Raw genomic sequence first — 5,340 nt, 5'->3', positions numbered from 1 at the left:
CGGACCCGACCCCCGTCCGGGTCCGCGCCCTGCGCCGGTTCGCCGGCGGATCCGGCGGTCTCGGGAGGGGCGGGAAGCTCGGCGGTGTAGCCCGCGGCTTCGACCTGGGCGACCAGGTCGGTCGGGGCGATGTCGGCGGAGTAGGTGACCTTGGCCTTTTCGGTGGCGTAGTTGACCGTCGCGGTCACGCCGTCGAGTTTGTTGAGCCGCTTCTCGATGCGCATCGCGCACGAGGCGCAGGTCATGCCGCCGATCGACAGTTCGATCTCCCCGCTGTCCGGTCGCGCCGAGGTCTCGGTGGTCGAACTCATCGCCTGCTCCTTCGCATCTCGCTCGTGCTGGTGTGGCCGTCCCACGATCACACTTCGATTATACCCTAGGGGGGTATATTTTGGGCAGAGGTCGGCCTTGGTTTCGATCTTGACGGCGTTCCTGGTGGGCGTGCTCGCCGTGTTCCGGTGCGGTGGCGGGCGGTACGGCGGGTGTCGTCGTGCGTGCGCTCGGGGCGCCGACGGTGACGGTGAACTCGGCGGTGCGGACCGTGCCCTCGTGCCGGAAATCCAGGTACAGGCGGTAGTTGCCGGCGCTGGGCGCCTGGGCGTGGAAGGCGATGCCGGGCCCGGCCGGGGTCTTGCCGTCGTCGGGTGTGCCCTGCGGGTGGACGTGTAGGTAGCCGAGGTCGCCCTGGCGGAGCGCGACCAGGTGGCCGTATGCGCCGAGGTAGGGCTGGAGGTCGGTGACCGGACGACCGTCTTTGCTCACGTTCAGGGTGAGCAGGCCGGACTCGGTCGCGGACAGGTCGCCGGTCAGCGTCACGGTGTAGTCGTCGACGGTCGCGGTGCGGGTCGGGGCCGGCAGGGCGACCGGTTCGTAGGCGCCGGCGACGATGACGTCGGCGCCGAGGGTGAGCGGGCCGGCCGGGTCGCCGGCGGGGGAGAAGTCGGCGAACATACGGTACGTGCCGGCGCTCGCGAAGGTCAGCGGCACGCTCCAGGTCCCGTCCGCGCCGAGCACGGGGTGCACGTGCCGGAAGCCGGACAGGTCGCGGCGGGCCACGATCAGATGAAGGTCCTTGTCGTGGGCGCGGTCGTAGCGGGTCCACGGCTGCCCGTTTGGGCCGAGCACGCGGAAGCGGAAGTCGGTACGGGTGCCGACCGGCAGCGGTTCGGCGGGCGGGACGAGGGTGTAGCCGCGCTCGGAGACCTGCAAGCCGGCGGGAATTTCGGCGCCTGCGGGCACGGTGCCGGTAGGGCCGGGGGTGCGCGTGTCGTTCGGTGCGTCGGCGGAGTCGCCGCCGTGCTTGCCGTGCGCGGGGGCCGGGTCGGAGCCGACCGGGCCGACCGCGTGGCCCACGCCGAACGCGGCGCCGAAGGCCAGGACGATGCCGGCGCCGAACGCGCCGACCTTGATTGCCGTGTTCATGGTCTCTCCCTCGTCGATCCGTCGGGGTCGGGGCCGTCGGGAGGGCGTCGGCGCCGGCAGACGCCCTCCCGAGCCGGTCAGTGGCAGCTGCCGCAGCAGCTCGCGCCCGCCGCCGGTGCCTCGGCCGGGACGAGCTCGTAGCCGGCCTCGTCGATCGCCGCCGCGACGGCCGCCTCCTGGAGCGCGGCGTCGGCGGTCACGGTGACCCGGCCGCTCGCGAGGTCGACGGCTACGTGGGTGACGCCGTCGAGCCGGCCGATCTCGGCCTCGACCGACGAGACGCAGTGGCCGCAGGTCATGCCGGTGACGGTGTAGGTGGCGACGGCGGAAGTGGACGTGCCCATGGCGAAACCTCCTGCTGTTCGGATCCGCCGCACCGGACGTGGCCCGGTCGGCGAGTACGGTACAAGATACCCCCCCTAGGTATGTAGTCAAGCCGTTCGGGCCGATCGAGAGTGGCATCGAAGGAAGGCCCGGCAAACGAACAGCGGCCGGGGTGCACATGAGTGCACCCCGGCCGCGCCGTCTTGCCGATCAAGTGAGCGGACCCGGTGGGGTCGGATCGAGACGACGCTCGCGTGCCCCGGCGATGGTCGCCGAGTCCGAGCGATCGTCGGTGGGTCGGTATCAGTCGCGCAGCACCAGGATGACGCCGGCGGTGACCACGCCGATCACGACGGCGGCGATGCCGTACGCGAGGCGGTGAGCGCGCAGGACCGGGAGGAAGCGGTCGACGGCCAGTCGGCCGGGGCCGGTCAGGGCGAGCGCGGCGGCGGCCGAGGTCAGCAACAACTCGTACTCCACGCCGTTCGGCGCGAAGAAGCCACCGTCCCATTTGACCGCGATGGCGTTGATCATGGTGCCCACGATCGCCGCGGCGGCGAGCGGGGTGCACAGGCCGATCACCAGGGCCAGGCCGCCGAAGGTCTCGGTGAGGCCGGCCACGGTCGCCATCGCCTTGCCGGAGGGGTAGCCGCTCATGGTGAAGAACCGGCCGGTGCCGTCCAGGCCGGCACCGTCGAACCAGCCGAACAACTTCTGGCTGCCGTGCGCGGCCATGGTCAGGCCGACCACCACCCGCAGCAGGACCAGCCCCAGGTCGTAGCCGTGCAGGGACGGACCGGGCGCGGTCGGCGACGCGGGGCCGGTGGGCCGGTCGAGGCCGCGGAGAGTCGTCTCGGCGGGGGAGGCCATGTGGGTGTCTCCTGTCGATGCGAGGTCGTCGGACGATCGTCGGGGTCGGATCCGGGTCGGGCCGCTGGTCGGCCCGCGGTTCGGATCCCTGGTCCGGGCCCGGGTGGATCGGATCCCGAGGAGTAGTTCAAATTTGAACTACTTCGACGCTACAGGCCGACTCGGGCTTCGAGAAGCTCAGTAGGCTGGGGCGCATGAGCGAACCGCGTTGGTTGGACGATCTCGAGATGGCTGCTTGGCAGAGCTTCGTCGAGGCCGGCCACCGCGTGGACCGGGCACTGGAGCGTCAACTCAAGGACGAGGCCGGTCTTTCGCATCCGCAGTACGAGATCCTCGTGCACCTCTCCGCCGCACCCGACGGCGAGTTGCGGATGGCCGAACTGGCCGAGAAGCTGATCACCTCCAAGAGCGGGATCACCTACCAGGTGGCCCAACTGGAGAAGCTGGGACTGGTTCGCCGACGCGCGTGCCCCGAGCAGCCGCGCGGTGTCTTCGCGGTGCTGACCGAACAGGGCGCGAAACGGTTGCGCGGCGCTGCGCCGGCGCACGTCGAGCGGGTTCGAGAAGTGCTGATCGACGTCTTGGACCGCGAGCAACTCGCAGCCCTGGCCGAGGCGTTGGGTACGGTCGGCCGCCGGCTACGGGCGCACGACCGGGCCTGATCGACACCCTCTCCGGGCCCGAACGACGAGGCGCCCCGCTCCTGGATGATGCGTCGGGAGCGGGGCGCCGATCGTCGAATGAACGAGCGGGGACGGGTCAGGAGATGCTGACGTCGTCCACGTAGAAGGTGGTCGTGGCGGATTCGTCCTCGCTGCCGGCGAACTGGAGAGTGACCGTCTGGCCCGCGTAGGCGCTCAGATCGATGCTCTTCTGGACGTAGGTGCCGGTGGCGCCGACGTTGGAGTAGGTGGCCAGGGTCGTGCCGTTGACCTGGACCTTGAGCGTGTCGTAGACGGTGGAGCCGACTTCCTGCGTCGTGGTCTTGATCCACACGCGGAGCGTGCCGTTGGCCGGGACGGAGATGTTGGACTGGCTCAGGGTTTCGGTGGCCGTGCTGCCGTAACCCATCATCCAGGCGTACCAGGAACCGCTGTGCGGGGTGGCCTGGCTGCTGTTGGTGATGTCGTTGGCGCTCTGCGTCCAGTTGGCGGTGCCCTGCTCGAAGCCGCCGTTCTGGAGCGCGTTGCCCGGGTTGCTGTTGCCGACGGTCAGCGTGTACGTGGCCGTGTGGGTGACCGAACCGGTGCCGGTGATGGTGATCGGGTAGGTGCCGGGAGTGGTGCCCGCCGCGACTGTGATGGTGGCGGTCGAGGACGCCCCGGACTGCACGGACGTCGGGTTGAAGGTCACGCCGACGCCGTTCGGGGCGCCGCCGGCGCTGAGCGCCACGGTCTGCGCGGGGGCGGTCACGGTGCCGGTGTTCACCGTCGTGGAGACGGTGCCGCCGCCGGACGGGACGGTGCCCGCGCCGGGCGCGACCGAGATCGAGAAGTCGGGGCCGGGCGTGGTGCCGCCGACCGCGGTCTTCCAGATGGTGTAGGCGACACCGTCGGCGCTGCGGTCGAGGACCGTGGCGTTGATGTTGGAAGTGGTGTCACACGCGGAGTGGTAGCAGGAGTCGTAGGAGGCGTTCGCCTGGCCGCCCCACTTCGTCGCCTGGGCCGAGGTCTTGATCGCGTCGGCGCCGGCCGCATAGCCGGAGGTCGGGATGCCACCCTGCTGGAAGGAGTAGTCGTCGGAACGGCCCTGGCCCTCGACGTTCTCCTCGGGACGCAGGTTCAGGCTGTCCCAGTACGCCTTCATCGGCGCTGCCGTGCTGGAGTTGAGGTTGTTGATGAAGTAGCCGCCGTTGGGCGAGCCGACCATGTCGAAGTTGTAGTAGCCCTTGATCGCGGAGCGCTGCGTGGAATTGAGCTGACCCACGTAGAACTGCGAGCCCTGGAGACCCTGTTCCTCGCCGGCCCACCATCCGAACCGGACGTGCTTGGTCAGGGTCGGGTTGGCCTGGGCGAGTGCGAGCGCGTTCTCCAGGAGGGTGGCCGAGCCGGAGCCGTTGTCGTTGATGCCGGGGCCGGCCGAGACGCTGTCGAGGTGGGCGCCGAACATGACGACGGAGTCGGCGGGGCCGCCGGGCCAGTCGGCGATCAGGTTGTTGGAGCGGTAGGTGCAGGAGGTGCAGGTCTGCTCGCTGACGGTGAAGCCGGCCGCCTGGAGCTTGCCCTTCACGTACGCCACCGAGGCGGTGTAACCCGCGCTGCCCGCGCGGCGGTTGCCGCCGTTCTGCGACGCGATCGTGTTGAGCTGGGACAGGTGCGCCTGGACGTTGGCCACATTGATGTTCGGCGGGTCGCTCGGGTTACCCGGACCGGTCACCGTCAAGGTGTACTGCGCGGTGTGCGTGGCGGACCCGGTTCCGGTCACCGTCACCGTGTAGGTGCCGGCCGTCGGGTTCGCGCCCGCGGTCAGGGTCAGGGTCGAGCTGTTGCCGGACTGGACGCTGCCCGGGTTGAACTGCGGGGTCACACCACTGGGCAGACCGGAGGCGGACAGCGTGACGTTCTGCGCCGTGCCCTGCGTGGTGGTGGTGCCCACGTTGATCGAGACGCTGCCATTGGGTACCAACGTGCCCGAGGTCGGGTTGACGCTCATCGAGAAGTCGGGGCCCGGGTTCCCGTTGCAGGTGGGGTCGCCGGTCTGGGCGGGCACGCTGATCGCGTCCCA

General features: G+C 70.2%; 6 protein-coding genes. 1 reads left to right on the top strand and 5 read right to left on the bottom strand.

The window, feature by feature from the left end; all coding sequences use genetic code 11:
- From ABZS54_RS42005 to ABZS54_RS41990, 4 genes are all read right to left on the bottom strand, one after another.
- Nucleotides 1-311: heavy metal-associated domain-containing protein (locus ABZS54_RS42005; protein WP_355548425.1), on the bottom strand; the 311-nt coding region annotated here is incomplete at its 3' end.
- A gap of 58 nt (nt 312-369) precedes the next feature.
- Nucleotides 370-1,422, bottom strand: a complete 1,053-nt coding sequence (locus ABZS54_RS42000) for a hypothetical protein (protein ID WP_355548422.1) — start codon at nt 1,420-1,422, stop codon at nt 370-372.
- 77 nt (nt 1,423-1,499) lie between these two features.
- A complete protein-coding gene (locus ABZS54_RS41995; RefSeq protein WP_355548419.1) occupies nt 1,500-1,766 on the bottom strand; it encodes a copper ion binding protein in 267 nt (88 codons plus the stop codon).
- A 283-nt stretch (nt 1,767-2,049) separates the two neighbouring features.
- Nucleotides 2,050-2,616: a DoxX family protein gene (locus ABZS54_RS41990; protein ID WP_355548416.1), complete on the bottom strand. Its 567-nt coding sequence runs from the start codon at nt 2,614-2,616 to the stop codon at nt 2,050-2,052.
- A gap of 194 nt (nt 2,617-2,810) precedes the next feature.
- Between ABZS54_RS41990 and ABZS54_RS41985 the strand changes: the two genes are divergently transcribed.
- Nucleotides 2,811-3,278, top strand: coding sequence for a MarR family transcriptional regulator (locus tag ABZS54_RS41985; RefSeq protein WP_355548413.1), 468 nt, complete (start codon nt 2,811-2,813; stop codon nt 3,276-3,278).
- Between the two features lie 97 nt (nt 3,279-3,375).
- Here the strand turns inward: ABZS54_RS41985 and ABZS54_RS41980 are convergent.
- Nucleotides 3,376-5,340 (bottom strand): M28 family peptidase (locus tag ABZS54_RS41980; protein ID WP_355548410.1); only part of this gene is annotated, 1,965 nt, incomplete at its 5' end.

It is taken from the genome of Embleya sp. NPDC005575, from assembly GCF_040605455.1.
Classification (GTDB): Bacteria; Actinomycetota; Actinomycetes; order Streptomycetales; family Streptomycetaceae; genus Embleya.
Note: the sequence above shows the minus strand (reverse complement) of the source record. Positions and strands in the feature narration are given on the sequence as shown.